Annotated in this window: 26 protein-coding genes and 1 riboswitch; of the genes, 12 read left to right on the plus strand and 14 right to left on the minus strand. The window is 72.6% G+C overall.

Annotation, left to right across the window (positions count from 1 at the left end):
* Positions 1–121 precede the first annotated feature (121 nt).
* Together ACSP97_RS16520 and ACSP97_RS16525 are read left to right on the plus strand one after the other, a co-directional pair.
* Positions 122–766 (plus strand): HD domain-containing protein, encoded by a 645-nt coding sequence (locus ACSP97_RS16520; protein ID WP_355148106.1) that lies wholly within the window; start codon positions 122–124, stop codon positions 764–766.
* A 26-nt stretch (positions 767–792) separates the two neighbouring features.
* Positions 793–1,863 carry a GNAT family N-acetyltransferase gene (locus ACSP97_RS16525; RefSeq protein ID WP_440558096.1) on the plus strand — a complete coding sequence of 357 codons (1,071 nt, stop codon included), beginning with the start codon at positions 793–795 and terminating at the stop codon, positions 1,861–1,863.
* A gap of 16 nt (positions 1,864–1,879) precedes the next feature.
* Here the strand turns inward: ACSP97_RS16525 and ACSP97_RS16530 are convergent, their stop codons facing one another.
* Both ACSP97_RS16530 and ACSP97_RS16535 read right to left on the minus strand, forming a co-directional pair.
* Positions 1,880–2,158, minus strand: a complete 279-nt coding sequence (locus ACSP97_RS16530) for a DUF4031 domain-containing protein (protein ID WP_146466870.1) — start codon at positions 2,156–2,158, stop codon at positions 1,880–1,882.
* Positions 2,159–2,165: 7 nt separating this feature from the next.
* Positions 2,166–2,549 carry a hypothetical protein gene (locus ACSP97_RS16535; RefSeq protein ID WP_358673246.1) on the minus strand — a complete coding sequence of 128 codons (384 nt, stop codon included), beginning with the start codon at positions 2,547–2,549 and terminating at the stop codon, positions 2,166–2,168.
* 56 nt (positions 2,550–2,605) lie between these two features.
* Here ACSP97_RS16535 and ACSP97_RS16540 point away from each other — a divergent pair, with 56 nt between their 5' ends.
* Together ACSP97_RS16540 and murQ are read left to right on the plus strand one after the other, a co-directional pair.
* Positions 2,606–3,511, plus strand: coding sequence for a MurR/RpiR family transcriptional regulator (locus ACSP97_RS16540; RefSeq protein ID WP_355148112.1), 906 nt, complete (start codon positions 2,606–2,608; stop codon positions 3,509–3,511).
* Between the two features lie 59 nt (positions 3,512–3,570).
* Positions 3,571–4,494: an N-acetylmuramic acid 6-phosphate etherase gene (gene murQ, locus ACSP97_RS16545; RefSeq protein ID WP_355148114.1), complete on the plus strand. Its 924-nt coding sequence runs from the start codon at positions 3,571–3,573 to the stop codon at positions 4,492–4,494.
* 137 nt (positions 4,495–4,631) lie between these two features.
* Here murQ and ACSP97_RS16550 read toward each other — a convergent pair whose 3' ends face one another.
* Positions 4,632–5,279 carry a class I SAM-dependent methyltransferase gene (locus tag ACSP97_RS16550; protein WP_364723472.1) on the minus strand — a complete coding sequence of 216 codons (648 nt, stop codon included), beginning with the start codon at positions 5,277–5,279 and terminating at the stop codon, positions 4,632–4,634.
* Positions 5,280–5,357: 78 nt separating this feature from the next.
* On the opposite strand from ACSP97_RS16550, the gene ACSP97_RS16555 reads away from it, so the two are divergent.
* Positions 5,358–5,927, plus strand: coding sequence for a hypothetical protein (locus ACSP97_RS16555; RefSeq protein WP_355148118.1), 570 nt, complete (start codon positions 5,358–5,360; stop codon positions 5,925–5,927).
* Between the two features lie 67 nt (positions 5,928–5,994).
* Here the strand turns inward: ACSP97_RS16555 and ACSP97_RS16560 are convergent, their stop codons facing one another.
* From ACSP97_RS16560 to thrC, 5 genes are all read right to left on the minus strand, one after another.
* The gene (locus ACSP97_RS16560; protein ID WP_440558099.1) at positions 5,995–7,122 is read right to left on the minus strand and encodes an NADH:flavin oxidoreductase; all 1,128 of its coding nucleotides are present in this window, start codon (positions 7,120–7,122) and stop codon (positions 5,995–5,997) included.
* A 203-nt stretch (positions 7,123–7,325) separates the two neighbouring features.
* Positions 7,326–8,948, minus strand: a complete 1,623-nt coding sequence (gene groL / locus ACSP97_RS16565) for a chaperonin GroEL (RefSeq protein WP_037653355.1) — start codon at positions 8,946–8,948, stop codon at positions 7,326–7,328.
* Between the two features lie 300 nt (positions 8,949–9,248).
* Positions 9,249–9,452, minus strand: coding sequence for a cold-shock protein (locus ACSP97_RS16570; protein ID WP_004986573.1), 204 nt, complete (start codon positions 9,450–9,452; stop codon positions 9,249–9,251).
* A gap of 444 nt (positions 9,453–9,896) precedes the next feature.
* Positions 9,897–10,175, minus strand: coding sequence for a MoaD/ThiS family protein (locus tag ACSP97_RS16575; protein WP_355148120.1), 279 nt, complete (start codon positions 10,173–10,175; stop codon positions 9,897–9,899).
* Entirely contained in the window at positions 10,172–11,455 is a 1,284-nt protein-coding gene (thrC, locus tag ACSP97_RS16580) for a threonine synthase (RefSeq protein WP_355321771.1), read from the minus strand. The genes ACSP97_RS16575 and thrC overlap by 4 nt, the downstream gene beginning before the upstream one ends.
* Positions 11,456–11,473: 18 nt before the next feature.
* Positions 11,474–11,617: riboswitch (SAM riboswitch) on the minus strand.
* A gap of 143 nt (positions 11,618–11,760) precedes the next feature.
* Between thrC and ACSP97_RS16585 the strand changes: the two genes are divergently transcribed.
* Together ACSP97_RS16585 and ACSP97_RS16590 are read left to right on the plus strand one after the other, a co-directional pair.
* Positions 11,761–12,705 carry a glucosyl-3-phosphoglycerate synthase gene (locus tag ACSP97_RS16585; protein ID WP_355321769.1) on the plus strand — a complete coding sequence of 315 codons (945 nt, stop codon included), beginning with the start codon at positions 11,761–11,763 and terminating at the stop codon, positions 12,703–12,705.
* Positions 12,706–12,787: 82 nt separating this feature from the next.
* Entirely contained in the window at positions 12,788–14,215 is a 1,428-nt protein-coding gene (locus ACSP97_RS16590) for an alpha,alpha-trehalose-phosphate synthase (UDP-forming) (protein ID WP_358270335.1), read from the plus strand.
* Here ACSP97_RS16590 and otsB read toward each other — a convergent pair.
* From otsB to ACSP97_RS16605, 3 genes are all read right to left on the minus strand, one after another.
* The gene (gene otsB / locus ACSP97_RS16595) at positions 14,203–15,036 is read right to left on the minus strand and encodes a trehalose-phosphatase (RefSeq protein ID WP_440558104.1); all 834 of its coding nucleotides are present in this window, start codon (positions 15,034–15,036) and stop codon (positions 14,203–14,205) included. The genes ACSP97_RS16590 and otsB overlap by 13 nt on opposite strands.
* Positions 15,037–15,121: 85 nt before the next feature.
* Positions 15,122–15,346: a DUF3263 domain-containing protein gene (locus ACSP97_RS16600; RefSeq protein WP_070024030.1), complete on the minus strand. Its 225-nt coding sequence runs from the start codon at positions 15,344–15,346 to the stop codon at positions 15,122–15,124.
* Positions 15,347–15,360: 14 nt separating this feature from the next.
* Complete coding sequence (locus ACSP97_RS16605) at positions 15,361–16,656, minus strand: ABC transporter substrate-binding protein (RefSeq protein WP_440558106.1); 1,296 nt, start codon at positions 16,654–16,656, stop codon at positions 15,361–15,363.
* A gap of 108 nt (positions 16,657–16,764) precedes the next feature.
* Between ACSP97_RS16605 and ACSP97_RS16610 the strand changes: the two genes are divergently transcribed.
* From ACSP97_RS16610 to ACSP97_RS16620, 3 genes are all read left to right on the plus strand, one after another.
* On the plus strand, positions 16,765–17,712 hold the full coding sequence (locus ACSP97_RS16610; RefSeq protein WP_355148132.1) for an ROK family protein: 948 nt from the start codon (positions 16,765–16,767) through the stop codon (positions 17,710–17,712).
* Positions 17,712–18,890 carry an N-acetylglucosamine-6-phosphate deacetylase gene (gene nagA / locus ACSP97_RS16615; protein ID WP_355148134.1) on the plus strand — a complete coding sequence of 393 codons (1,179 nt, stop codon included), beginning with the start codon at positions 17,712–17,714 and terminating at the stop codon, positions 18,888–18,890. The genes ACSP97_RS16610 and nagA overlap by 1 nt, the downstream gene beginning before the upstream one ends.
* Before the next feature lie 126 nt (positions 18,891–19,016).
* Entirely contained in the window at positions 19,017–19,946 is a 930-nt protein-coding gene (locus ACSP97_RS16620) for a 1-phosphofructokinase family hexose kinase (protein ID WP_388312591.1), read from the plus strand.
* 24 nt (positions 19,947–19,970) lie between these two features.
* On the opposite strand, the gene ACSP97_RS16625 is transcribed toward ACSP97_RS16620, so the two are convergent.
* Together ACSP97_RS16625 and cdgB are read right to left on the minus strand one after the other, a co-directional pair.
* Entirely contained in the window at positions 19,971–20,891 is a 921-nt protein-coding gene (locus ACSP97_RS16625; RefSeq protein ID WP_358270328.1) for a carbohydrate-binding protein, read from the minus strand.
* A 117-nt stretch (positions 20,892–21,008) separates the two neighbouring features.
* Entirely contained in the window at positions 21,009–22,664 is a 1,656-nt protein-coding gene (gene cdgB / locus ACSP97_RS16630) for a diguanylate cyclase CdgB (protein WP_355148140.1), read from the minus strand.
* Between the two features lie 329 nt (positions 22,665–22,993).
* On the opposite strand from cdgB, the gene ACSP97_RS16635 reads away from it, so the two are divergent.
* Positions 22,994–23,566, plus strand: a complete 573-nt coding sequence (locus ACSP97_RS16635; RefSeq protein ID WP_355148142.1) for a flavin reductase family protein — start codon at positions 22,994–22,996, stop codon at positions 23,564–23,566.
* A gap of 53 nt (positions 23,567–23,619) precedes the next feature.
* On the plus strand, positions 23,620–24,096 hold the full coding sequence (locus tag ACSP97_RS16640) for a GNAT family N-acetyltransferase (protein ID WP_355321765.1): 477 nt from the start codon (positions 23,620–23,622) through the stop codon (positions 24,094–24,096).
* A gap of 68 nt (positions 24,097–24,164) precedes the next feature.
* Here ACSP97_RS16640 and arfB read toward each other — a convergent pair whose 3' ends face one another.
* A complete protein-coding gene (gene arfB, locus ACSP97_RS16645) occupies positions 24,165–24,602 on the minus strand; it encodes an alternative ribosome rescue aminoacyl-tRNA hydrolase ArfB (RefSeq protein ID WP_355148146.1) in 438 nt (145 codons plus the stop codon).
* Positions 24,603–24,639 lie beyond the last annotated feature (37 nt).

The raw sequence follows: 24,639 nt of genomic DNA on the forward strand, positions 1-24,639 counted from the left end.
GCGCCCAAGCTAGGGCCTCCCGTTTTGGATCGTGCCGGGCTCGTGGGGGTCTGGCCCAATCCAGACGAAAGACCCCAGGGTGCCACCCCCGCCCGCACCGCCCGAACGCGAGAATGGGCCCATGGCCGACCTCGACGCCCTCCGCACCCGCTTCGCCCGCGCCCTGGAGGCGGCCCGCGCCCCGGGTGGCGGGCCGGACCCCGCGCCCTACGCCGACAACCTCCTCGCCCGCTGGCAGGAGCCCCAGCGCCGCTACCACACGCTCGCGCACCTCACCGCCGTCCTCGACCACGTCGACACGCTGGCGCGGTACGCGGCCGATCCGGACGTCGTACGGCTGGCCGCCTGGTTCCACGACGCGGTCTATCTGCCGGAGCGCTCGGAGAACGAGGAGCGGTCGGCGCGGCTGGCCGAGCGGGCCCTGCCGGAGGCGGGGGTGCCGGAGGCGAAGACCGCCGAGGTGGCCCGGCTGGTCCGGCTGACCGTCACCCACGACCCGGCCGACGACGACCGCGACGGCCAGGTGCTGTGCGACGCCGACCTGGCGATCCTGGCCGCGCCCCCGTCGGCGTACGCCGTCTACACCGCCGAGGTCCGCGAGGAGTACCACTTCGTCCCCAACGACGCCTTCCACCAGGGACGTTCCGACGTCCTGCGCCAACTCCTGGCCCTGCCCCGGCTGTTTTGCACGCCGTACGGCCGGGAGCACTGGGAGGCCACGGCCCGCTACAACCTCGCCGCCGAACTGGAAATGCTGTCGCCGTGACGGCGGCCCCGGCCTAGGGTGCGGCCATGCGAGCGACGAGTGGCGACCAGGTGACCGAGTCCGTGGCCGGGTGTGTGGCCGTACTGCGCAAGGCGGTGGGGCGGGACTGGCACGGCGTGCGGGCCGGGCGGGTGGAGTGGGACTGCCACACCACCGCCGTGCACGTCGCGGACGATCTCGTGGCGTACGCCGCCAACCTGGCCGGACGCGCGCGGGACGCCTACGTGCCCTTCGAGCTGAAACTGGACGAGAGCACCGACAACGCGGGGCTGCTCCAGGTCCTGGAGGCCACCGGCGCGCTGCTCGCCGCCGCCGTGGCCACCGCGCCGCCGGACGTCCGCGCCTTCCACCCCTACCCGTTCCGCGCCGCCGACCGCCACGGCTTCGCCGCGATGGGCGTCGCCGAAGTCCTGCTGCACACCCACGACATGGCCGAGGGTCTCGGCCTCGCCTACGAGCCGCCCGCCGAACTCGCCGAGTCGGTCCTGGCCACGATCTTCCCGCACGTCCAGCCCGGCCCGGAGCCCTGGCCGACCCTGCTGTGGGCGACCGGCCGCGGCGAGCTGCCCGGCCGGGACCCGGTCACCGCGTGGCGCTGGTACAACAACCTCGTCCTGAGCACCGAGCGCCTCACCCTCACCGGTGTCCGCCCGGCCGCCGCCCGCGATCTCGCCCTCGACGGCGACGGCGGCTTCGACTGGCTCGGCGACGGCCCCGAGGAGGGCACCCGGGACGCCGCCCGGATGCTGGTGAAGGCGTACGAAGCCGGCGTCCACCGGCCCGAGTTCACCTCCTTCGTCCTCGTCCGCACCGAGGACGGCCGCGCGGTCGGCACCCTCGGCTTCCACGGCACCCCGGACGAGGACGGGCGGGTGGAGATCGGCTACAACCTGGTCGAGGACGCCCGCGGCCGGGGGTACGCCACGGAGGCGCTGCGCGCACTGGCCGGGTGGGCGCTGGCCCGCGACGACGTACGGACGCTGTACGCGCGGGCCCGGAAGGACAACGCCGACTCCCAGGGCGTCCTCACCCGCGCCGGGTTCACTCCGCTGGGCGCGCTCGACGACCGGCTCCTGGCCTACGAGCTGCACGGGTGAACGCGGGCGGGTGCGCCTAGGAAATCCCCCGCCGCACCAGCCCCTTGGGCCGCCGCAGCCCCGACGCCCGCAGCAGCCGCACCACTTCGCGGCTGCTGACCTCCACCGCGCCGGCCGCCACCGCGTCGGCGTACCGGTGCGCCGGAAGGTCGTAGTGGTCGCGTTCGAAGGCCCGCCGGGGCACGCCAAGACCGTCGGCGAACAGGCGCAGTTCGTCGTACGACACGTCGCTCACCAGGTGGGACCACAGGCGCCCGTGCCCCGGCCAGGTGGGCGGGTCGATGTACACCGTCACGGACGCCTCACGCGGACGGCGCCTCGCCGAAGGCCGAGGCGAGCGAACCCACCGCCGCGACCTTCACGCCCACCTTGTGGCACACCCAGTGCGGGTCGGGGCCCAGCTCCGGCTCCACGTCCAGCGCGTGCGGGTCGCCCGAGCCGCAGGCCGGGCACAGCGGCCAGCGGCCGTACCGCTCCAGCAGCGCGTCCTGCACGTCCTGCGCGACCAGGCCGGCCACGTAGTGCACGCCGTCCGGCCACTGCTCGACCCACCAGCGGCGCTGCGCCACGGAGTCCTCGACCAGCGACACCACGTCCGCCTCCGCGACCCGGCCGGCGACCAGATCGGCGAGGACCAGGGCGCGGGCCGCGTGCAGGGCCTGTTCAAGGGGACTGATGGGCTCCATAGGACCCATTGTGCGCACTCTTGACCCGGACACCGAACCGAAAATATCTTTCAGAGGTGACCCAGGACGTGAAGGAAAGTTTCGGCAGTCCGGTCGGCTCGCTCGCCGCCAAGGTGCGCACCCTCGCTCCGTCGATGACCCGGTCCATGCAGCGCGTCGCCGAGGCCGTCGCGAGCGACCCGGCCGGCTGCGCCGCCCTCACGGTCACCGGCCTCGCCGAACTGACCGGCACCAGCGAGGCCACGGTCGTCCGCACCGCCCGCCTGCTCGGCTACCCCGGCTACCGGGACCTGCGCCTCGCCCTCGCGGGCCTGGCCGCCCAGCAGCAGTCCGGGCGCGCGCCCGCCATCACCACCGACATCGCCGTCGACGACCCGATCGCCGACGTCGTCGCCAAGCTGGCCTACGAGGAGCAGCAGACCCTCGCCGACACCGCGGCCGGACTCGACACCGGCCAGCTCGGCGCGGCCGTCGCCGCGCTCGCCGGCGCCCGCCGCACCGATGTGTACGGGATCGGGGCGTCCGGGCTGGTGGCCCAGGACCTCACCCAGAAGCTGCTGCGCATAGGGCTCATAGCGCACGCGCACAGCGATCCGCATCTGGCGGTGACCAACGCCGTCCAGCTCCGTTCGGGTGACGTGGCGATCGCGATCACCCACTCCGGCTCGACGGGGGACGTCATCGAGCCGCTGCGGGTCGCCTTCGAGCGCGGGGCGGCGACGGTGGCGATCACCGGCCGCCCCGACTCACCGGTCACCCAGTACGCCGACCACGTGCTGACCACGTCCACCTCACGGGAGACCGAGCTGCGGCCGGCCGCGATGTCCTCGCGCACCAGCCAACTGCTCGTGGTGGACTGCCTGTTCGTGGGAGTGGCCCAGCGTACGTACGAGACGGCGGCGCCCGCGCTGGCCGCGTCGTACGAGGCGCTGGCGCACCGGCACCGCTCAGCCTCCAGGTGAGCAACCGCACGGGGGAACCAGCACGCGAACCGGCATCCGAGACCGAGAGAGCCGCTCCCATGACCTCCCAAGACCTGCGCAGCCAGCTGGCCTCGCTGACCACCGAGGCCTTCCGCCCCGAACTCGCCGACATCGACCGACTGCCCACCCTCGACATCGCCCGCCTGATGAACGGCGAGGACAGCGGGGTGCCCGCCGCCGTCGCCGCCCGGCTGCCGGACATCGCCGCCGCCATCGACGCCGTCGCCGAGCGGATGGCGCGCGGCGGCCGGCTGATCTACGCCGGCGCCGGCACCGCCGGGCGGCTCGGCGTCCTGGACGCCTCCGAGTGCCCGCCCACCTTCAACACCGACCCGGCCCAGGTCGTCGGCCTGATCGCGGGCGGCCCCGGGGCGATGGTCAGCTCCGTCGAGGGCGCCGAGGACTCCGCGGAACTGGCCCACGCCGACCTCGACGCCCTCAAGCTCACCCCCGACGACACGGTGGTCGGCGTCTCCGCCTCCGGGCGCACCCCCTACGCCGTCGGCGCCGTCGAGCACGCCCGCGCCCAGGGCGCCCTGACCATCGGCCTGGCCTGCAACGAGCACAGCGCGCTGGCGGCCGCCGCCGAGCACGGCATCGAGGTCGTGGTGGGCCCCGAGCTGATCACCGGTTCCACCCGGCTGAAGGCGGGCACGGCGCAGAAACTCGTGCTGAACATGCTGTCGACCATCACGATGATCCGGCTCGGCAAGACCTACGGGAACCTGATGGTCGACGTCCGCGCCTCCAACGCCAAGCTGCGCGCCCGCTCCCGGCGCATCGTCGCGCTGGCCACGGGCGCGGGCGACGAGGAGATCGAGCGGGCCCTGACCGAGTCCGGCGGCGAGGTCAAGAACGCGATCCTCACCCTGCTCGCCGACGTGGACGGCCCGACGGCCGCCCGCCTTCTGGAGGACTCCGGCGGTCATCTGCGCGCCGCGCTCGCCCACGCGAGCGGCTGACCCGCACGCTCGGCAGAACCCCGTCTCCACCGCGTCCGCCGTCCTCGCCCATGCCGGTGGGGTGGCGGAGGCGGTCGCCGCTCAGGTGGCGGCGCGGGCGGCGCGGAGAGACCCGCCCGCCGGCCGCGACGAGACGCTCAGGGGGCGTGCCACACCAGGGTGTACCGCCAGAAGAGCCGCCGCCGCAGCCGGGCGCCGGGCAGCAGCCGACGGGCCTGTGCGGCGATCTCCGAGAAGGTCATCTCGGGCCGCCGGGTGGGCGCGGTCATGGCCACGGGCCGCCGGACGGCCGCCCGGCCGCGGTTCTTCACCAGGCCGAACAGCGGGTTGAGCGCGAGGGAGACCATCCCCCGCACGTCCTCGTCCCGCGCACACCCCACGACGACCAGCGTCCCGCCGGGGGCCAGCTCCCGGCGAAACCGGGTGAGGGCGTCGGTGAAGGGGAGGTGGTGCAGTACGGCGACGCAGGTGATGACGTCGTAGGGCCCGGGCGGCAGCCCGTCCGGGGCGGCGCCGAGGGTGTACTCGACGTCCGCCACGGCCCCGCCGGCCTCCCGCGCCCGCTCCAGGATCTCCGGATCGGCGTCGATCCCGGTCACCCGCTCCGCCCGCCCGGCCAGCTTCCGCGCCAGCTCCCCGGCCCCGCATCCCACGTCGAGGGCCCGCCCGGAGCGGCGCGGCAACTGCCGCAGCAGCCAGGGGTGGAAGTGCGCGTTGTGATCCCAGGGGTAGGTGTCGTTGACCCGCCCCAGGACGTCGACCAGCCGCCCGCTCAAAGTCACCACGCCCCAGTCCACCACGGCGGGCCCCCGTCCTGGACACTGGGAGGACCCACGGAAGCCGTCTATCGACCGGGAACCGCCATGAACCACGCCCAGCTGGCCGCCCTCGGCCGGGCCCTTCGGGTGCTCGGGGAGCACGGAGAGGCGCTGACCGCCGACACCCCCGACGGGCGGCTCCAGGAGATCAGGGCGGATCTGCGCAGGGCGCTGGACCTGCTGGAGGAGAGCGCCGGCACCAACGCGCCGGCCACCCGGTGCGCCGAGCACCCGCAGGGGCCCGTGGACGAGAGCGCGCCCGATCTGTGCCTGCTGTGCGAGACCCGGCGGCGGGCGGCCCGCCGCTCGGAGTACCAGGGCCGGCCGGGTCCGGCGCAGCCGACGGCCCCGGCGCCCTCGCGGTACGGCGTCCGGGAGGACCGCCCGCAGCCCCAGCAGCGGTGGCTGCCGGAGCTGTGGAACGGGCAGGAGTGGCAGCTGTGCGGCACCCCCCGGCGCGACCGGCGGGAGGCCGAGGCCTATCTCGCGGCCCAGCGGCGCGGCGCGCGGCCCGCCATGGCCTACCGGCTGGTGCACGAGTTCACCGACTACGAGGTGCTGCGCGTGTGGGGGACGCCGGTGCGCGTCGACATCGAGCCGATGAACAACCTGTAGCGCCCCCGGCCGGACCGGCCTCGGCCGAGGGGCTTCCCCCGGCCGAGGGTGTCCTCGTCGGGTTTCCTCAGCTGAGCGTCTTCAGCGACGCCGCGTCGTACGGCCGCAGCTCGTCGAAGCGCCCGGCGAGCACCTTGGCCGCCCACTGCGGGTCCTGGAGCAGCGCCCGGCCGACCGCGACCATGTCGAACTCGTCGGCCTCCAGCCGGTCGAGGAGGTTGTCGATGGCCTTGACCGGGGCGCCCTCGCCGCGGAAGGCGCCGGTGAAGTCTCCGTCGAGACCGACCGAGCCGACGGTGATGGTCTGCTTGCCGGTGAGCTTCTTGGTCCAGCCCGCGAGGTTGAGGTCGGAGCCGTCGAACTCGGGGAGCCAGTAACGGCGGGTGGAGGCGTGGAAGACGTCGACGCCGGCCGCGGCGAGCGGGGTCAGGACGGCCTCCAGCTCCTCCGGGGTCTCGGCGAGGCGGGCGTCGTAGTTGTCGGACTTCCACTGCGAGTAGCGGAAGATCACCGGGAACTCCGGGGAGACCGCCTCGCGCACGGCGGCCACGATCTCCGCCGCGAACCTGGTGCGGGCGACCGGGTCGCCGCCGTACGCGTCGGTGCGGCGGTTGGTGCGCTCCCACAGGAACTGGTCGATGAGGTAGCCGTGGGCGCCGTGCAGCTCGACGCCGTCGAAGCCGATGCGCTCGGCGGCCGCGGCTGCCTCGGCGAACGCGCCGATGACGTCGTCGAGGTCCTGCCGGGTCATCGCCTTGCCCTGGCCCTCGGTGCCGTCCAGGCGGATGCCGGAGGGGCCGACGGCGGGCGCGTCGGCGTACGGCGGCTCGCCCTGCTTGCGCACCATGCCGATGTGCCACAGCTGCGGGACGATGGTGCCGCCCGCCGCGTGCACGTCCTCGGCGACCTTCGCCCAGCCCGCCAGCTCCTCCTCGCCGGAGAACCGCGGGATCCGGTCGCTCTGCCCGGCCGACTCGTGGCCCACGTAGGTGCCCTCGGTGACGATCAGGCCGACGCCTGCGGCGGCCCGGCGCGCGTAGTACGCGCGCACGTCCTCACCGGGAATGCCGCCCGGGGAGAACATCCGGGTCATCGGCGCCATGGCGATCCGGTTGGGAACGGTGAGGCCGTTGAGGGTGATGGGGCGGGAGAGGATCTGGGCCGCGCGGGAGGCGGCGGGCGTGTCGACGGTCACGAGGGAAACTCCTAATACTGCTTCTGACCAACCGGTATGTGAATGCGCATTGTTGTAGACCCTTAAGTAAGCGGACGCGCGAGGGCCCGCATTCCCGCCCCGGGAGCCGCCCGTTGTGAGCCCGGACACGCCCGAGGGCGGCACCCCCTGTCGTCCGACAGGAAGTACCGCCCTCGGCAGGAAACCCGATCGGCGAAGGCCGATCAGAAGTCCATGTCACCGCCCGGCATGCCGCCCGGAGCGGCCGCGGCGGCCTTCTCCGGCTTGTCGGCGATGACGGCCTCGGTGGTGAGGAACAGCGCGGCGATGGAGGCGGCGTTCTGCAGCGCGGAACGGGTCACCTTCGCCGGGTCGATGATGCCCTCGGCGACCAGGTCGACGTACTCGCCGGTCGCGGCGTTCAGGCCGTGGCCCGGGGTCAGGTTGCGCACCTTCTCCACCACGACACCGCCCTCGAGGCCGGCGTTGACGGCGATCTGCTTCAGCGGGGCCTCCAGGGCGATGCGCACGGCGTTGGCGCCGGTCGCCTCGTCACCCTCCAGCTCCAGCTTCTCGAAGACCTGGGAGGCCTGCAGCAGGGCCACGCCACCACCGGCGACGATGCCCTCCTCGACGGCCGCCTTGGCGTTGCGCACGGCGTCCTCGATGCGGTGCTTGCGCTCCTTGAGCTCCACCTCGGTGGCGGCACCGGCCTTGATGACCGCGACGCCGCCGGCGAGCTTGGCCAGGCGCTCCTGGAGCTTCTCGCGGTCGTAGTCGGAGTCGCTGTTCTCGATCTCGGCGCGGATCTGGTTGACGCGGCCGTTGACCTGCTCGGAGGAGCCGGCACCGTCGACGATGGTGGTCTCGTCCTTGGTGATGACGACCTTGCGGGCGCGGCCCAGGAGGTCCAGGGTCGCGTTCTCCAGCTTGAGGCCGACCTCCTCGGAGATGACCTCGCCGCCCGTGAGGATGGCGATGTCGCCGAGCATGGCCTTGCGGCGGTCGCCGAAGCCCGGGGCCTTGACGGCGACGGACTTGAAGGTGCCGCGGATCTTGTTGACGACCAGGGTCGACAGGGCCTCGCCCTCGACGTCCTCGGCGATGATCAGCAGCGGCTTGCCCGACTGCATGACCTTCTCCAGGAGCGGGAGCAGGTCCTTGACGGAGCCGATCTTGGAGTTCGCGATGAGGATGTACGGGTCCTCGAGCGACGCCTCCATGCGCTCCATGTCGGTCGCGAAGTAGGCGGAGATGTAGCCCTTGTCGAAGCGCATGCCCTCGGTGAGCTCCAGCTCCAGACCGAAGGTGTTGCTCTCCTCGACGGTGATGACGCCTTCCTTGCCGACCTTGTCCATGGCCTCGGCGATCAGCTCGCCGATCTGGGTGTCGGCGGCGGAGATGGACGCGGTGGAGGCGATCTGCTCCTTGGTCTCGACGTCCTTCGCCTGCTCCAGGAGGGCGGCGGAGACGGCCTCGACGGCCTTCTCGATACCGCGCTTCAGAGCCATCGGGTTGGCGCCGGCCGCGACGTTGCGCAGGCCCTCCTTGACCAGGGCCTGGGCGAGCACGGTCGCGGTGGTCGTACCGTCACCGGCGACGTCGTCCGTCTTCTTGGCGACTTCCTTGACCAGCTCGGCGCCGATCTTCTCGTACGGGTCCTCGAGCTCGATCTCCTTGGCGATGGAGACACCATCGTTGGTGATCGTGGGGGCGCCCCACTTCTTCTCGAGGACGACGTTGCGACCCTTGGGGCCGAGCGTCACCTTGACGGCGTCCGCGAGCTGGTTCATGCCGCGCTCGAGGCCGCGCCGCGCCTCCTCGTCGAACGCGATGATCTTGGCCATGTGAAGTGGTCCCTCCAGGACTGGGGGTGATTCCTTCGGACCGCGCCCGCGCCCGCGACGGACGGCTCGCCGGCCTGCGGTTCCTTGCCCCACGTGGCCTGCGGGCCTCACCGACCCGGTCCTTCTTTGTCACTCTCACCTTCAGAGTGCTAACGCCAATGATTAGCACTCGGCATGGTCGAGTGCAAGCGCCTGCGCGGGTACGAGCCGGTCGTCAGCCCCGGGCGAACGCCACCAGCCCCGGACACGCCGCAGGGCCCGCACCCCGTGCGAGGTGCGAGCCCTGCGGTCCAGAAACGTTCAGGCGGTGACGCGAACCATGTCGGCCTGCGGACCCTTCTGACCCTGCGAGATCTCGAACTCGACCCGCTGGCCCTCCTCCAGGGTGCGGTAGCCGTCCATCTGAATGGCGCTGTAGTGGACGAAGACGTCCGCACCACCGTCGACCGCGATGAAGCCGTACCCCTTCTCCGCGTTGAACCACTTGACGGTGCCCTGAGCCATGCCTAACTCCCCTATTACTGGCCCTTGCGCAGATCCGCACTTCGCGGACCCGGGTCAGACCTCGCCCCCCAATCGGTCGGGGTGCGTGCGCCGGAACGCGTCGACCGCGGCTGAATGTATCTGTCCAACTGCCGTCTGCAACAGGTCAATTGGACGAGAATTCTGGACGCGACCGATCCGGAATGTGGGGAGAATTCGCCAGAGTTCAGGGCAAGTCGGGCCCCGTAAAATACACAAAAGCCGCGGAAAACCCGTGCACTTTGGCTACTTCTTATCGGGCTCGCGGTGAGGAATCGAGGGCATCCCCGCGGTGATCCGGGGCGTGTTCCCCAACTGTACCGCGCTCAATCACACAGAATTGCCCCCTCCGCTTCTCTCACGGAGAGGGCAATCCGATGAACCTTCCGTAACCGTCCTTACCGAAGGTAATGATCGGTCATTCGGTCAGCAGCCGCCGGCGACCGCCGGAATGATCGAGATACCCGCGCCGTCCGGGGTGACGGTCTCCAGGCCCTGCTCGAAGCGGACGTCGTCGTCGTTCACGTAGACGTTCACGAACCGGCGCAGCTTGCCCTGGTCGTCCAGGACGCGGGCGGCGATCCCGGTGTGGTTCTTCTCCAGGTCCTCGATGACCTCGGCGAGGGTGGCGCCCTCGGCCGCCACCTCGGCCCGGCCGCCGGTGTAGGTGCGCAGGATGGTGGGGATGCGAACGGTCACGCTCATGCGAGGCCAGCCTCTCGGAAGGAGTCCAGGGTCGGGCGGATGGTGGCGGTCAGGCCGGTGCCGGCCACCGCGTCGAGGGTCTTCAGACCGTCGCCGGTGTTGAGGACGACGGTGGTCTTCGACGGGTCGAGGACGCCGTCCTCGATCAGCTTCTTCGTCACGCCGACGGTCACCCCGCCCGCGGTCTCGGCGAAGATGCCCTCGGTCCGGGCCAGCAGCTTGATCGCGGCGACGACCTGCTCGTCCGTCACGTCCTCCACGGCGCCGCCGGTGCGCCGGGCGATGTCCAGGACGTAGGGCCCGTCGGCCGGGTTGCCGATGGCGAGGGACTTGGCGATGGTGTCCGGCTTCTGCGGCCGCACGACGTCGTGGCCCGCCTTGAAGGCCGTCGACACCGGCGAGCAGCCCTCGGCCTGGGCACCGAAGATCTTGTACGGCCGGTCCTCCACGAGCCCCAGCTTGATCAGCTCCTGGAGCCCCTTGTCGATCTTGGTGAGCTGGGAGCCGGAGGCGATCGGGACCACGATCTGGTCGGGCAGCCGCCAGCCGAGCTGCTCGCAGATCTCGTACGCCAGGGTCTTGGAGCCCTCCGCGTAGTAGGGGCGCAGATTGACGTTGACGAAGCCCCAGCCCTCGCCGGCCGGGTCGCCGATCAGCTCGGAGCAGAAGCGGTTCACGTCGTCGTAGTTGCCCTCGATGCCGACGAGCTCGCCGCCGTAGACCGCGGCCATGACGACCTTGCCCTGCTCCAGGTCGTGCGGGATGAACACGCAGGAGCGGAAGCCGGCGCGGGCGGCGGCGGCGCCGACGGCGCCGGCCAGGTTGCCGGTGGAGGAGCAGGACAGGGTGGTGAAGCCGAAGGCGCGCGCGGCCTCCAGTGCCTGCGCGACCACCCGGTCCTTGAAGGAGTGGGTCGGGTTGCCGGAGTCGTCCTTGACGTACAGGCCGCCGGTGACGCCGAGTTCGCGGGCGAGGTTGTCCGCCTTGACGAGCTTGGTCCAGCCGGGGTTGATGTTCGGCTTGTCGGCCACGTTCGCCGGGACGGGCAGCAGCGGGGCGTAGCGCCAGATGTTGGCGGGGCCGCTTTCGATGCGCGCCCGCAGTTCCTCGGTGTCGTAGCCGGAGAAGTCGTAGGCGATCTCCAGCGGCCCGAAACACTCCTCGCAGGCGAAGACCGGGCCGAGCGGGACGCGGTGGCCGCATTCCCGACAGCTCAGGGCGGCGGCGGGGCCGAGGTCGACGGTGGAACTGCCGGTGGAGGCAACTGTCTGCACAGCCATGAGAGGCGAGGCCCTTTCTCCTCATCTTCCTCGCGACGCATCTCGCCGCGAGACGGATTTGGCACCTTCCCTAGCCGGGAGCCTCGCTGTTCGAAGACGAGACCGGCTGGAGGGTTGCCGGGGCTTCATCGGGCCGTGTCCCTCTGCCCCTCTGGATGAGCGGTATTCGGTTGTGTATGCGGTTGTCGGCGCGCGTGGACCCCCGACATGCGATGGTCATCGGCGTTGTTCAAGACTGTAACCGAAGGCATGGACAGTTGAGATAGTCGTCCGTACCGCGAGACAACCGTGAGGAGTCCGGGACCGTGCTGGAAGAAGTCGAGCGCTGGCTGAGCGACCGCTCCTGGTCCGTGCACGATCGGCCGCTGCACCAGCTCCTGGCGGCCAAGCAGCGCACGGGCCAGACGGTCAGCGTGGTCCTGCCCGCGCTCGACGAGGAGGAGACCGTCGGCGAGATCGTCGCCGTGATCCGGCGCGAGCTGGTGGAGCGGGTCCCGCTGGTCGACGAGGTGCTGGTGATCGACTCCGGGTCCACCGACCGCACCTCCGAGGTGGCGGCCGCGGCGGGCGCGCGGGTGGTGCACCGCGACGCGATCCTGCCCCGGATACCCGCCGTCCCGGGCAAGGGCGAGGTGCTGTGGCGCTCGCTGCTCGTCGCCACCGGGGACGTCATCTGCTTCGTCGACGCGGACCTGCGGGAGTTCTCGGCCGACTTCGTCACCGGGATCGTCGGCCCGCTGCTCACCGAGCCGGACGTACAGCTGGTCAAGGCGATGTACGACCGGCCGCTCGCCGGGTCGGCGGGGCAGGGCGGCCGGGTCACCGAGCTGATGGCGCGCCCGCTGCTGAACATGCACTGGCCGCAGCTGGCGGGATTCGTGCAGCCGCTGGGCGGGGAGTACGCGGCCCGGCGCTCGCTGCTGGAGCGGCTGCCGTTCCCGGTGGGGTACGGGGTGGAGCTGGGCATGCTGGTGGACGCCCTGCACCTGGTGGGCCTGGACGCGCTGGCCCAGGTGGACGTGGGGGTGCGCAAGCACCGGCACCAGGACGGGCAGGCGCTCGGCCGGATGGCGGCGGCCATCTACCGCACCGCCCAGCTGCGGCTGGCCCGGGGCCATCTGGTGCGGCCCTCGCTCACCCAGTTCGAGCGGGGGGTGACGGGCTTCGAGCCGCGCACCTACGCGGTGGACACCGAGGAGCGCCCGCCGATGACCGAGATCACCGAGTACGCCCGCCGCCGGGTGGCGTGAAACCGGAGGCACGGCTGTTCAGGGCCGCTTTCCGGGACGTCCGTACGTTTGAGTGTTTCCGGGCCGGGCTAGGTTGAGGACCATGGCTTCCACGCACGGTGCTGAGGTGCTGGTCGCGTCCAATCGCGGCCCGGTTTCGTACACGGTCGGCGAGGGCGGGGCGCTGCGTCCCAAGCGGGGCGGCGGCGGTCTGGTCTCCGGCCTTTCGGCCATCGGGCCGGAGGCGAACGCGGTGTGGGTGTGCGCCGCGCTGGGCGACGGCGACCGGGCGGCCGCCCGGCGCGCGGACGGCGGGCTGCTGCCGGTCGCCGACACCGGCGGTCAGCGGGTGCGGATGCTCGACATCGACGCGGAGGTCTTCGCCGACGCGTACAACGGCATCGCCAACTCGGTCCTCTGGTTCGTGCACCACATGCTCTACCAGACGCCGCTCGAACCCGTCTTCGACGCCGGGTTCCGGCGGCAGTGGGCGGCGTACGAGGCCTACAACCGGGCGTTCGCCGAGGCGCTCGCCCAGGAGGCGGCCGAGGGTGCGGCGGTGCTGATCCAGGACTACCACCTGGCGCTCGCCCCGCGGATGCTCCGCCGGCTCCGCCCCGATCTGCGCATCGGCCACTTCTCGCACACGCCGTGGGCCCCGGCGGAGTACTTCCGGCTGCTGCCGGACGACATCGCGGCCGAGCTGCTGACCGGCATCCTGGGCGCGGACCGGGCGGCGTTCCTCACGCAGCGGTGGGCGGACGCGTTCACCGAATGCTGCCACGCGGTGCTGGGGCCCGGGATTCCCACCGGCACCCGGATCGGGGTGCACGGGCTCGGCGCGGACGCCGACTTCCTGCGCGCGCGGTCGCACGAGGCGGACGTGGACGAGCGGATGGCGGCGCTGCGGGCGGAGATCGGCGAGGGCCGCCGGACGATCGTCCGGGTGGACCGCACCGAGCTGTCCAAGAACATCGTGCGCGGGCTGCTGGCGTACCGGCAGCTGCTGGACGAGCACCCCGAGTGGCGCGAGCGGGTCGTCCATGTGGCGTTCGCGTACCCGTCCCGGCAGGACCTGGCCGTCTACCGGGAGTACACGGAACAGGTGCGCCGGGTCGCCGAGGAGATCAACGAGCGCTACGGCACGGACGGTTGGACGCCGGTGGTGCTCCATGTGAAGGACGACTTCGCCCGCTCGCTGGCCGCGTACCGGCTCGCCGACGTGGCCCTGGTCAACCCCATCCGGGACGGCATGAACCTGGTCGCCAAGGAGGTGCCGGTCGTCTCCGACGAGGGCTGTGCGCTGGTGCTGTCCCGGGAGGCGGGGGCGTACGCGGAGCTGGGCGAGGACGCGCTGGTGGTGAACCCGTACGACATCACGGGCACGGCGCGGGCGCTGCACGCGGCGCTGAGCATGCCCGCCGGCGAGCGGGCGGAGCGGTCGAAGAGGCTGGCCGCAGCGGCCACGGCGCTGCCGCCGGCCCAGTGGTTCCTGGACCAGCTGCACGCCCTGACGGATCAGCCGAGCTGATCCGCCAGCGCCCCGAGGAGCCGTACGACGCCCTCGGGGCCGTCGACCACCAGGTCGGCCCGCTCGGCCAGTTCGGAGACCTCCGAGCTGCCGCTGCACACCAGGAGGCCGGGCAGGCCCTCGGAGCGGAGCTTGTCGATGGCGGCGAAGGCGGGGAGGTCGCCGAGGTCGTCGCCGGCGTAGAGGACGGACTCGGCGCCGGTCTCGCGGACGTACTCGCTCAGGGCGACGCCCTTGTCCATGCCGGGCGGGCGCAGTTCCAGCACCATCCGGCCGGGCTCGACGATCAGTCCGTGCCGGGTGGCCAGGTCGGTGAGGGGCCCGCGCAGCGCCTCGAAGGCGGCCTCCGGGTCGGCGGCGCGGCGGGTGTGCACCGCGACCGCGCGGCCCTTCTCCTCGATCCACGTGCCCTGCCAGGCGCCGGCCCGGTCGAGGACGCCGGGCAGTTCGGCGCGGACGGCGGCGACGCCGGGGTGCGGGGCGGGGGCGGAGACGGTGCCGGTGACGGCGTCCCAGCGCTCGGCGCCGTAGTGCCCGAGGACGGTGAGGTGGGCGAGGCCCGGGACGCCGGCGAAGCCGCCGTGGCGGACCGCGACGCCCGCGGGGCGGCCGGTGATCACGGCGACCTGGGCGACCTTGGGGGCGAGGGCGGCGAGCACGGGGACGGCGTCCGGGTGGGCGCGGGCCTGTTCGGGGTCGGCGACGATGGGGGCGAGGGTGCCGTCGAAGTCCAGGCCGATCACCGCGGTGCGGGGCTTGGCCAGCAGCGCGGCCAGCCCGTCCCGGCCGGCCTGGGTGGCTGGGGTCGGCAGAGGGTCCATGTACCGACACTATCCAGCGGGGGCCGCCATCACTCCTGGGGCCCCGGGGTGTCCTTCCCGCGCCACCGGCGGGCGCCGGCCGGGTTCAACGTTCCGCTCGGTGGGTGTCGCGGATCCGGCGCAGCCGGTTGACCGTGACCGGGTCGTGGGCGAGGGCGCGTTCGTCGTCCAGGAGGGCGTTGAGGAGCTGGTAGTAGCGGACCGGGGAGAGGTGGAGCTGCTCGCGGATGGCGCGTTCCTTGGCGCCGGGGCCCGTGAAGCCCCGGCGTTCCAGCGCGAGGATGGCCCGCTCGCGGTCGCCCAGTTCCATACCGGAACCGTAGCTCAGTTCGCGCTGGCGGCGCTGTCCGCCGCGGTGGCCGTCGCCTGGAGGCGGGTCAGGACGCCCGCGGGGTTGCCGCCGGGGGCGACCGCCTGCCCGATGTTCTGCTTCACGGCCGCGCTGACCGCCGCCCAGGACGTCTTGCCCACGGGATACAGCTCGGACGTGGCCAGCTCGTCGAGGAAGGGGTGCAGGGCCTTGTCGGGGGCCGCGTTCGACGCGCTCATGACGTTGGAGGCGGAGCTGGTGACCGGGAGCAGGCCGTAGGTGCGGGAGAAGTCGAGGACGTTCTTCTGGCTGTAGACGTAGTTCAGGAAGTCGCCGGTCTGCGCGGCGTGGCCGTTCTGCTTGAACGCCATCATCCAGTCGGTGACGCCCATCGACGACCGGGCCCGGCCGCTGCGGCTCGGCGTCGGCACCATGCCGAACCGCACGCCCTTCTGCTCGGCCTGCTGGATCAGGGTGGGGTGCCCGTTGACCATGCCGACCTGGCCGTCGGCGAACGCCGCGAACGCCTGCGCCCGGTTGAGCTTGCCGGGCGCCACCGGTCCGGTCAGCCCCTTGTCGACCAGGTCGTCCTTGAGCCAGGTGAAGGTGGAGACGTTCTGCTGGGAGTCGATCGTGTACGTGCCGATGTCGTCGGTGTACCCGGTGCCGCCCGAGCCGCCGTCGCCGCCGGAGAGCATCCACTGCATGGTCTCCGCCTGCGCCTCCTCGGGGCCCAGCGGCAGCGCGAAGGGGTACTTCACGCCCTTGTCCTTGAGCACCTTGGCGTCGGCCGCCAGCTGGTCCCAGGTGCTGGGCGGGGTGAGGCCGGCACTCTCGAACATCGTCTTGTTGTAGAAGAGCACCCGCGTGGAGGCGGCGAACGGTATGCCGTACTGCGTGTGGTTCCACTGGCCGGCGTCGGCCAGCTGGGACAGGAAGTCCGCCTGGGTGCGGATGGAGAGCAGGTCGGAGGCCGCGTAGAGCTTGCCCGCGGCCGCGTAGTCGGCGTAGGCGCCGATCTGCGCGAGGTCGGGCGCGTGCCCGGCGTCGACCATCTCCTTGACCTTGCGGTCGACGTCGTTCCAGGAGTAGACGCTGACCTCGACCTTCACCCCCGAGTGCGTCGCCTCGTACGCCTTGACCAGCGCGTCCCAGTACTTCTTGGAGCTGTTGGCGGGTGAGTCGCCGTAGTCGGCGGCGACGAGTCTGAGGGTCACGTCGGAGGAGCCCGTGCTCCCGCAGCCGCCGAGGATCGCGGTCATGCCCATGGCGGACACCACCGCGATCATTCCTGCCGTACGCCGACGCACCGTCAAAGTCCCAACCCTGCTGTCCGACTGTTCGATAGATGGAATCCTAAGGTCTACACCACGCGAGTGGACTAGACCTCTCATGGGTCACCGGGCCACACTGTCCCCGTGAGACATGTCATCGCCCTGGACGTGGGCGGTACCGGGATGAAGGCCGCCCTCGTCGGGGACGACGGCGCCCTGCTGCACCGCGCCCGCCGCGCCACCGGCCGCGAACGCGGCCCCGAGGCGGTGGTCGCGGGCATCCTCGACTTCGCCGCCGAGCTGCGCGCGTACGGCGCCGAGCGCTACGGCACCCCGGCCGCCGCGGCCGGTATCGCGGTGCCCGGCATCGTGGACGAGGAACACGGCACCGCCGTCTACTCCGCCAACCTCGGCTGGCAGGACGTGCCTCTGCGCGCGCTGCTCGCCGACCGGCTCGGGGTGCCCGTCGCGCTCGGCCACGACGTGCGCACCGGCGGGCTCGCGGAGGGCCGGATCGGCGCGGGCCGGGGCGCCGACCGCTTCCTGTTCGTGCCGCTCGGCACCGGCATCGCGGGCGCGATCGGGATCGACGGCCGGGTGGAGTCGGGCGCGCACGGCTTCGCGGGTGAGATCGGGCACATCGTCGTGCGGCCCGGCGGCGCGCCCTGCCCGTGCGGGCAGCGCGGCTGCCTGGAGCGGTACGCCTCCGCGGCCGCCGTCAGCGAGGCCTGGGCGGCGGCCGGCGGGAACCCGGACGCCGACGCGGCCGACTGCGCGCGGGCCGTCGCGGCCGGCGACCCGGAGGCCGGCCGGGTCTGGCGGACCGCGGTGGACGCGCTCGCCGACGGGCTGGTCACCGCGCTCACCCTGCTGGACCCGCGCACGCTGATCATCGGCGGCGGGCTCGCCGAGGCGGGGGACGTGTTGTTCCAGCCCCTGCGGGACGCCGTCCGCCGCCGGGTCACCTTCCAGAAACTGCCGTCCATCGTGCCCGCCGCCCTCGGCGACAGCGCCGGCTGCCTGGGCGCGGGGCTGCTCGCGCGGGACCTGCTGACCGGCACCATCCCTACGACTCCGGAGGTAAGCACCTGATGGCCAACGAGCGGGAAACTCCGGCCCCCGACAGCGCCCCGCAGCCACGGCTGCTCACCGGCGCGAACGTGGTCCTGCCCACCGGAACGGTGCGCGACGGCCAGATCGCCGTCGACGGCACGCGCATCGCCGCCGCCGCCCCGGCCGGCGCCGAGGTCGTCGACGTGAGCGGCCACTGGCTGGTGCCCGGCTTCGTCGACATCCACAACCACGGCGGCGGCGGCGCCTCCTTCTCCGGGACCGCCGAGCAGATCCTCACCGCGGTCCGCACCCACCGCGAGCACGGCACCACCACCCTGGTCGCCTCCACCGTCACCGACGAGATGGACCTGCTGGTACGGCAGGCCGGGCTGCTCAGCGAGCTGGCCGAGCAGGGGGACATCGCGGGGATCCACTTCGAGGGGCCGTTCATCTCACCGTGCCGCAAGGGCGCCCACTCCGAGGCGCTGCTGCGCCACCCGGAACCCGCCGAGGTCCGCAAGCTGATCGACGCGGCGCGCGGCCAGGCGCGGATGCTCACCCTCGCCGCGGAACTGCCCGGCGGCATCGACTCGGTGCGGCTGCTCGCCGAGCACGGGGTGATCGCGGCGATCGGGCACACGGACGGGACGTACGAGCAGACGGTGGAGGCCATCGAGGCCGGTGCCACCGTCGCCACCCACCTGTTCAACGCGATGCCCGCCCTCGGCCACCGCGCCCCCGGCCCCGTCGCCGCGCTGCTGGAGGACGAGCGGGTGACCGTCGAGCTGATCAACGACGGCACGCACCTGCACCCCGCCGCCCTGGAGCTGGCCTTCCACCACGCGGGCGCCGACCGGGTCGCGTTCATCACCGACGCGATGGACGCGGCGGGCCAGGGCGACGGCCGCTACCTGCTCGGCCCGCTGGAGGTCGAGGTCAGCGACGGCGTGGCACGACTGGTGGAGGGCGGTTCGATCGCCGGCTCGACGCTGACGCTCGACCGGGCGTTCCAGCGCGCGGTGACCGTGGACGGGCTGTCGGTCGAGGACACGGTGAAGGCCCTGTCCGCCAACCCGGCCCGGCTGCTGGGCCTCTTCGACCGGGTCGGCTCCCTGGAACCGGGCAAGGACGCGGACCTGGTGCTGCTGGACGCGGACTTCGCCGTGAAGGGCGTGATGCGCCGCGGCGCCTGGGTCGTAGCTCCCCAACTGGCCTGATACGCCCGGCCTTTCCCGGTGCCGGCGACCGGCCCGCGACTGGGCCGGTCGCCGTCCGTTTGGCATGATCGGGCCCCGGAAACGACAGGCGGCACCGGAACGCCGGCTTCGAGGGAGGCAGCCCGGGTGATCCTCACGGTCACGCTGAACACCGCTCTCGACATCACCTATCGGGTGCGGTCACTGCGCCCGCACGCCTCGCACCGGGTCTCGGAGGTCATCGAGCGCCCCGGCGGCAAGGGCGTGAACGTGGGCCGGGTGCTCGCCGCGCTCGGGCACGAGGTGACGGTCACCGGATTCGCGGGCGGCGGCACCGGCCGGGCGGTCCGCGACCGGCTCGCCGGGACCAGGGGCCTCACGGACGCGCTGGTGGCGGTGGCGGGGGCGACGCGGCGCACCGTCGCGGTGGTGGACGAACGCTCCGGCGACACCACCCAGCTGAACGAGCCGGGCCCGCAGATCGCGCCCGCCGAGTGGGGCATGTTCCTCGACCGCTACGAGGGCCTGCTGGCCGGCGCCTCGGCGGTGGCGCTGTGCGGGAGCCTGCCGCCGGGGGTGCCGGTGGGGGCGTACGCGGGCCTGGTCCGCACCGCGCGGTCCTTCGGCGTGCCCGTCCTGCTGGACACCAGCGGCGAACCGCTGCGCCGCGGGGTGGCGGCCCGCCCCGACATCATCAAGCCGAACGCCGACGAACTGGCCGAACTCACCGGCTCCCACGACCCGTTGCGCGCCACCCGGGACGCCCGCCGCCGCGGCGCCCACGCGGTGGTCGCCTCCCTGGGCCCGGACGGTCTGCTCGCCGCCACCCCCGACGGCCACTGGCAGGCCACCCCACCGGCCCGGGTGCACGGCAATCCGACGGGCGCGGGCGACTCGGCGGTGGCCGCCCTGCTGTCGGGTCTGGTCGAACGACTCCCCTGGCCGGACCGGCTGTCCCGGGCGGTGGCCCTGTCGGCGGCGACGGTACGGGCGCCCGCGGCGGGCGAGTTCGACCCCGCGGTGTACGAGGAGCTGCGGGCGCGGGTACCGGTGACCACGGTGCTCGGCGCGCCCTGACGGCCCGGCCGCGCCCCGGACCGGTCAGCTGGTGACCTGGCCCTTCTTGATCCAGAGCTGGTCCAGCAGGACGTTGCACTTGTCGCCCGGCTGGCAGGAGATGGAGATGATGTTGTTGCCCTTCTTGAGGGTGGGCCACACGTAGGAGCGGGTCCAGCCCTGGGCGAAGTCGCCGTCGGCGGCGTGCCGCCAGTTCTTCAGCCCGAACTTGCTGCCGAACTCCTTGCCGTTGACGGTGACCGTCATCGACTGGTCCTCGCCGGTCGCGCTGTACCGCGTGAAGAGGGTGTAGGTGCCGTCCGAGGGGACGTCCACGCTCCACGTGGCGGAGGCGCCGACCTGGTTCAGGCCGCCCACGTACTTGCCGCCCGCGCCCTGCGCGCCCTGGACCTCCGTGGCCGTCGTGGCACCGCCCGACAGCTGCACGGAGCTGCCCGCCGCGTCCGTCTTCGGCAGCTGGCCGTTGGCCGAGCTGCTGCTCGTCGGGGTCGGCTCCGCGCTCTGGGACTGGGTCGGGCCGGTGCCGGCCTGGTCGTCCGGGTTTTTGTCGTCCGCGTTGCCGTTGAACATGGCGATGCTGATGCCGACGACCACCGCGGCGACCACCGCGATCGCGCCGATCAGCAGGCCCTTGGTGTTGGGGCCGCGGCGGCCGGGGCCGGACCGGGGGGCCGGGGGACGGCTGCCGGGCGGGGTGGCGCCGGGGAGCGTCTCGGGGGCCTGGTAGTGGGCGTTCGGCTGGCCGTAGGCGCCCTGCGGCGGGACGTAGGGCGGCTGCTGCTGGCCGTACTGACGCTCGCCGACCGTGCGCACCCTGCTGACCGAGTTCGGGTAGCCGTAGCCGCCGGACGGCGGCTGCGCCCCTCTGGCCTGGCCGTCTGCGTACAGATAGCCGAACGGGTCGTCTTCCTCGGGCGTGCTCGCGCCGTTGTCGCCGGGCGTCATCCCTTGGTACTCCTCAACAGGTGCGAACGGATGCGGTCATGGCTGGAAAGGCGAGCCTACCCGCTCCCACTGGGCCAAACAGGTGACGCAGACCGCATCAACTCGCTGACCTGCGGTTCATCCCGCACGTCGATGTTGTTTGGGACGAGATCGTTTCTCTACGTACATCCGCTCGTCGGCCGACTTCAAGACCTCGTCCGCGGTCATCCCGCAGTGGGCCCAGCCGATGCCGAAGCTCGCGCCCACCCGGACCGCCCGTCCCTCGGCCCGGATCGGCTGGATGATCTCGTTGCGCAGCCGTACGGCCAGGTCCTCGGCGTCGGCGCGACCGAGGCCGTCGGCGAGGATCACGAACTCGTCGCCGCCGAGCCGGGCCACCGTGTCGCCGTCGCGCACGCCCTGGGACAGCCGCCGGGCGACCTCGATCAGCACCGCGTCGCCCGCGTTGTGACCGAACCGGTCGTTGATCGACTTGAAGCCGTCCAGGTCGCAGAAGAGGACCGCGAGGCCCTTGGTGCCGTCGTCCTGGTCGCCCTCGGGGGCCACGGTGTGCACATGGTGGTCGTAGCCGTCGTACGCCTCCGCGCCCGGCGCGAAGTCGAAGCCGTGCCCCGCGGGGCCCTCGTACGCGGGGTGGCCGTAGGCCGCGTCCAGGGACTCCAGGGCGCCGGCGTGCGCCGGGCGGCGGCACAGCCGGGCGGACAGCCGCGAGCGCAGTTCGGCGGAGTTCGGCAGGCCGGTCAGCGAGTCGTGCGAGGCGCGGTGGGCGAGCTGGAGCTCGCGGCGCTTGCGCTCCTCTATGTCCTCGACGTGGGTGAGCAGGAAGCGGGGCCCGTCGGCGGCGTCCGCGACCACGCTGTTGCGCAGCGACACCCAGACGTACGACCCGTCCCGGCGGCCGAGGCGCAGCTCGGCGCGGCCGCCCTCCGCCGAGGTGCGCAGCAGGGTGCCGATGTCCTCGGGGTGGACGAGATCGGAGAAGGCGTAGCGGCGCATCGCGGAGGCCGGCCGGCCCAGCAGCCGGCACAGGGCGTCGTTGGTGCGCAGGATGCGGCCGTGCTGTTCGCCGCCCATCTCGGCGATGGCCATGCCGGACGGCGCGTACTCGAAGGCCTGGCGGAAACTCTCCTCGCTGGCCCGCAGCGCCTGCTGCTCGCGCTCCAGGCGGACCAGGGCGCGCTGCATGTTGGAGCGCAGCCGGGCGTTGCTGATCGCGATGGCGGCCTGGAAGGCGTACATCTGGAGGGCCTCGCGGCCCCAGGCGCCGGGCAGGCGGCCGTTGCGCGGGCGGTCCACGGATATGACGCCGAGCAGCTCGCCGCAGGTGGCGCCCTGCGCACCCGGGGTGTACATGGGGGCGAACAGCCGGTCGGAGGGGTGCCACTCGTCCTCGAAGCGTGGCGCGGGGCCGTCGGTGAACCACTGGGGCACGTCGTCGTCGTCCAGCACCCAGCCCTCGGTGTGCGGTATGAAGACGAGGTCCCCCCAGCGCTCGCCCATGCCCAGCCGGCGGTCCCAGGCGTCGCGGGAGCCGACCCGGCCGGTGATCAGTGACTCGGCGGCGGAGTTGCCGGAGAAGGCGGCCACGACGAGGTCGCCGTCGGGGCGCACGAGGTTCACGCACGCCATCTCGTAGCCCAGGGCGTTCACCGCACCATCGGCCACGGTCTGCAAGGTGTCCGCCAGGCTGCGTGCCGTGTTCATGTCCGCCATGACCTGGTGCAGCTGCCGCAGGGACGCAAGACGGACGTACGGCTCCGACTCGGTCTCCATGCTCGCCCTCCCCCCGAGACCTCGCAGCGAATCAAGGGTCGTCGTCTTCGGCGCCTCGTGGTTGCTCCAGCAGTTTCACCGCCACTGAATCACAGCGCGCTGCCCACCCGGTACACAGGGTCAACAATTCCTGCCCCTTGTGACTCAAGTCACAGCAAAACGTGAACAATTGGGCAGTGTTTCCGCGTTCTTCCCAGGTTCACCCATTGCCGGTACCGCGGTCGTGTGCGGTGTGGTTCCGCGGGGCGTCCGTCCGCCGCTGGTCCTAGGACCCGGCTCGGGCGGAGGCCCGATGCGGGGCCCGCGGGCCGCAGACTAGCGTTTCCGGCGTGCTGAACACGCCTTCCCCCACCACTCCCACCGCTTCCGGGCATGCTGAGGGGGTGAGCAACGACGAGTTCCGGGCCGCGCTGTCCCGACTGGCCGCCGGTGTGGTCCTGGTCACCGCGCAGGAACCGCCGCTCGACCCGGACGACCCGACCGCGCCGGGCGTGGAGGACGTCGGCATGACCGCCACCTCCTTCATGTCCGTCTCCCTCGACCCGCCGCTGGTCCTGGTCAGCCTGCGGGAGGGCTCGCGCATGGACGATCTGCTCGCCGAGCAGCCGCTGTGGGCGGTGTCGGTGCTCGCGGAGAGCCAGCGGCACATCGCGGGCCGCTTCGCCATGCGGGGCCGCATCAGCGACCGGCTGCTCTTCGAGGACATCCCCTACACGCGCGGCGAGGCCACGAACGCCCCGCTGGTGGGCGGCGCGCTCGCCACGCTGGAGTGCCGGACCGAGCAGCGGGTGGCGGCCGGGGACCACACGCTGGTCATCGGCCGGGTGCTGACGGCGCGGGTGCCGAGCGCGGAGGGCGGCCCGCTGACGTACTTCCGGGGCCGCTACCGGCAGTTGGGCTGAGGCTCCGCGAATTCCCGTGGTGGCGGGACGGCTCCGCCTCCTAAGGTGCGCGGATGGCACCGCACCTGGAAGAGATCACGCCCCGCAACTTCGAGGCCGCCCTCGGCATCCGTGTCCGGCCCGACCAGCGACACGCCGTCGAGCCGGTCGAACGCTCGCTCGCCGAGGCGTACGTCCACCCCGCCGGGGTGGCCTGGCCCCGGCTGATCCTCGACGGCTCCCGCCCGGTCGGGTTCCTCATGGCCTTCCTCGGCATCGACTGGTACGGCGACGGGAGCGTGCGCCGCTCCGGCCTGTGGCGGCTGAACATCGCGGCGGAGGAACAGGGCCGGGGGTATGGCCGCTTCGCGGTCGCGGCGGTCGGCGCGGAGATCCGGCGCCGGGGCGGGTCCGATCTGTACGTGACGTGGCATCCGGGTCCGGACGGCCCCGAGGAGTTCTACCTCCGTCTGGGCTTCCGGAAGACCGGGGAGACGAGCGGGGGCCAGGCGGTCGGGCTGCTCGGGCCGGAGGACGGCGGGAGCGCCTAGGGCCTCTCGCACCGCGTCCTCGGCGTCGGCGGCCGGGCCCGGCATCCGGTACGTGACGGCCGGCCGGGCTACGCCCAGTCCCGGCCCGAACGCCCGCGCTTGGTCTGCGCGCGCTGCTTCTTGTCCCGCAGCCGGCGCTCGTTGATGCCGCGCGGGATCCGGGTGGGCTTGCGCGGCTTGGGCGGGGGCGCGGTCGCCTCCGCGAGGAGGGCGGCGAGGCGTACGGCGGCGGCCTCGCGGTTGCGCCACTGGGAACGGTGCTCGGACGCCCGTACGGTCACCACCCCGTCCACCAGCCGGCCGGCCAGCCGCCGCAGGGCCCGCTCCTTCCACACCGGCGGCAGCGCCTCGGTGGCCGCCAGGTCGAAACGCAGTTCCACCTGGGAGTCACTGGTGTTCACATGCTGCCCACCGGGCCCCGACGACCTGGAGAAACGCCACATCAGCTCGGCCTCGGGGAGCGAGACGGAGCCGCGGACGACGTATGGACCGGACATGCCGTCCATGTTCCCGGTCCGGCCCCGTTCGCGTCACCTCGATTTC

Source organism: Streptomyces sp. SCPE 10 (assembly GCF_051980735.1).
In the GTDB taxonomy this organism is placed as follows: domain Bacteria; phylum Actinomycetota; class Actinomycetes; order Streptomycetales; family Streptomycetaceae; genus Streptomyces; species Streptomyces misionensis.

Coding starts and splice junctions, on each gene's coding strand:
- cdgB (WP_355148140.1), bottom strand. CDS start 22,664: ATGGAGACCGAGTCGGAGCCGTACGTCCGTCTTGCGTCCCTGCGGCAG.
- ACSP97_RS16590 (WP_358270335.1), top strand. CDS start 12,788: ATGGCTTCCACGCACGGTGCTGAGGTGCTGGTCGCGTCCAATCGCGGC.
- ACSP97_RS16640 (WP_355321765.1), top strand. CDS start 23,620: ATGGCACCGCACCTGGAAGAGATCACGCCCCGCAACTTCGAGGCCGCC.
- murQ (WP_355148114.1), top strand. CDS start 3,571: ATGACCTCCCAAGACCTGCGCAGCCAGCTGGCCTCGCTGACCACCGAG.
- ACSP97_RS16525 (WP_440558096.1), top strand. CDS start 793: ATGCGAGCGACGAGTGGCGACCAGGTGACCGAGTCCGTGGCCGGGTGT.
- arfB (WP_355148146.1), bottom strand. CDS start 24,602: ATGGACGGCATGTCCGGTCCATACGTCGTCCGCGGCTCCGTCTCGCTC.
- otsB (WP_440558104.1), bottom strand. CDS start 15,036: ATGGACCCTCTGCCGACCCCAGCCACCCAGGCCGGCCGGGACGGGCTG.
- ACSP97_RS16600 (WP_070024030.1), bottom strand. CDS start 15,346: ATGGAACTGGGCGACCGCGAGCGGGCCATCCTCGCGCTGGAACGCCGG.
- nagA (WP_355148134.1), top strand. CDS start 17,712: ATGGCCAACGAGCGGGAAACTCCGGCCCCCGACAGCGCCCCGCAGCCA.
- ACSP97_RS16625 (WP_358270328.1), bottom strand. CDS start 20,891: ATGACGCCCGGCGACAACGGCGCGAGCACGCCCGAGGAAGACGACCCG.
- ACSP97_RS16570 (WP_004986573.1), bottom strand. CDS start 9,452: ATGGCTCAGGGCACCGTCAAGTGGTTCAACGCGGAGAAGGGGTACGGC.
- thrC (WP_355321771.1), bottom strand. CDS start 11,455: ATGGCTGTGCAGACAGTTGCCTCCACCGGCAGTTCCACCGTCGACCTC.
- ACSP97_RS16575 (WP_355148120.1), bottom strand. CDS start 10,175: ATGAGCGTGACCGTTCGCATCCCCACCATCCTGCGCACCTACACCGGC.
- ACSP97_RS16520 (WP_355148106.1), top strand. CDS start 122: ATGGCCGACCTCGACGCCCTCCGCACCCGCTTCGCCCGCGCCCTGGAG.
- groL (WP_037653355.1), bottom strand. CDS start 8,948: ATGGCCAAGATCATCGCGTTCGACGAGGAGGCGCGGCGCGGCCTCGAG.
- ACSP97_RS16555 (WP_355148118.1), top strand. CDS start 5,358: ATGAACCACGCCCAGCTGGCCGCCCTCGGCCGGGCCCTTCGGGTGCTC.
- ACSP97_RS16535 (WP_358673246.1), bottom strand. CDS start 2,549: ATGGAGCCCATCAGTCCCCTTGAACAGGCCCTGCACGCGGCCCGCGCC.